The organism is Pseudomonas sp. MF6396, assembly GCF_002018915.1.
Taxonomy (GTDB): Bacteria; Pseudomonadota; Gammaproteobacteria; order Pseudomonadales; family Pseudomonadaceae; genus Aquipseudomonas; species Aquipseudomonas palmensis.
The window spans coordinates 1-1,669 of sequence record NZ_MVOK01000084.1; the positions used below are offsets into that span (position 1 = coordinate 1).

1 protein-coding gene is annotated in these 1,669 nt (G+C 57.3%); it reads right to left on the minus strand.

Annotated features, from left to right (window positions below):
• Positions 1 to 38 precede the first annotated feature (38 nt).
• Positions 39 to 1,594 (minus strand): IS3 family transposase gene (locus MF6396_RS28025; RefSeq protein WP_102063846.1). Its coding sequence is split into 2 segments (ribosomal slippage): positions 39 to 1,132 and positions 1,132 to 1,594, totalling 1,557 coding nucleotides; the frame shifts between segments, so codons are not numbered across the junction.
• Positions 1,595 to 1,669: the final 75 nt, after the last annotated feature.

Sequence of the window (1,669 nt, forward strand, 5' to 3'; positions counted from 1 at the left end):
CGGCATTTTTCAAGGTAGTTGTCGCGTCAACCGTCTAACTATGCCGCCATTTTCTCGTTCTGTTGCTCTCGATCCGGGTTCAACAACACGGTGCCGATCGGTTCCCAGTTACGCGTCCGGCCTGACCACCGCTCCGGTTTGTTTTCCTTGGCTCGTTCGTACAACTCATGTCGCCGGGCCAAGACCTGATGGTCCAGCCCTCGATGCCGCTCAGCCGGTGTGACGAACCGGATGCGGCTATGTCGGTGCTCGTTGTTGTACCACCGCATAAAATTCCTCACCCAAGCCCGAGCAGCATCCAGACTGGCAAAACCATCCAGCGGCCATTGCGGGCAGTATTTCAGCGTTCTAAACAGCGACTCCGAGTAGGGATTGTCGTTGCTCACACGCGGTCGGCCCCGCGAAGGCGTGATGCCCAGGTCGTACATCTTGCTCAGCAGCGTCACCGATTTCATCGGCGCTCCGTTGTCCGAGTGCAGCACCAGCGGTTCGTGTAAACACTGCTCACCGATCACGCTGCGTTGCAGCAGCGCGGCGGCTTTTTCACCGCTTTCCGCGTCGTAGACCTCCCAGCCCACGGCCTTGCGGCTGTAAATATCCTCGATCAGATAGAGGTAGTAATACTTTCCGCGTATCGGCGAGGGCAGATACGTGATGTCCCACGACCACACCTGATTGGGCGCTTTGGCCGCATGCGTTGTCGGTGCTGCGTGCCTTCTGGGCCGCTGGCTGCGGCCTCGATGTTGTTGTTGGCCTGCCGCACGTAGAACGCGATAAAACGTCGCCTCCGACGCCACATAACGCCCTTGATCGGCCAGCCGCGGCACGATCTGGCTCGGCGGCAAGTGGGCGTACTCCGGGCTGTTACACAGCGTCACAATGGTCTGACGCTCGACTTCGCTCAGTGCATTTCGCGGTGTTGGCCGTGTGACAATCGTTCGGGCATCGGCCTGGATAACCTCTGTTTCAGTCCAACGTTGCAAAGTCCGCAGCGATAGACCGATTTCCTGGCACGCCCTGATTTTTCTGGCTCCTGCCGCCACCGCGCTACCCAGCCAGGCAACGATTAACTGGCGCTCTGGCAAAGATGTTAGTTGTCCTCGTTGTCGTTCGTCCCCCAGTAGTCGTTGAGCTTTTTTCGCAGCACCAACAACGCGGCTGTTTCAGCGAGCGCCTTGTCTTTGCGGCGCAGTTCGCGCTCAAGTTCCTGGATGCGTTTCTTGTCCTTGCGAGATTGCTCGCGATCTTCTTTTTGCTGAGCCTTTGTCGATTTCTGGCCGGTGATAAAAGCTTGTCGCCAAGCCGTGATTTGTTCGGGGTAAAGACCTTTGCGGCGGCAATACTCGCCGAGGTCGATCTCGGACAAACCGGCGGCTTCAAGCACGACAGCAAACTTGGTTTCGGCTGACCAGTTCTCGGTCAACGGCTTGTTTTCGGACACTGTATTTCCTTCAGAACTGAGCTGCTTGCGCCAGTTGGACAAAGACATTTCGCTGACCCCTTCGCGCCGGGAAACCTCGGCCATCGACAGGTTCAGCGGGGGAAGCAGCATTTTAAGTAATGCGGCTCTGCGTTCAGGTGAATAGTACGGCACGACCAGTCTCTTTCCGCCCCCGATATGCTTTTTTAGGAAAAATCGGAGAGGCGACAACTATCCTGACACCGGGGG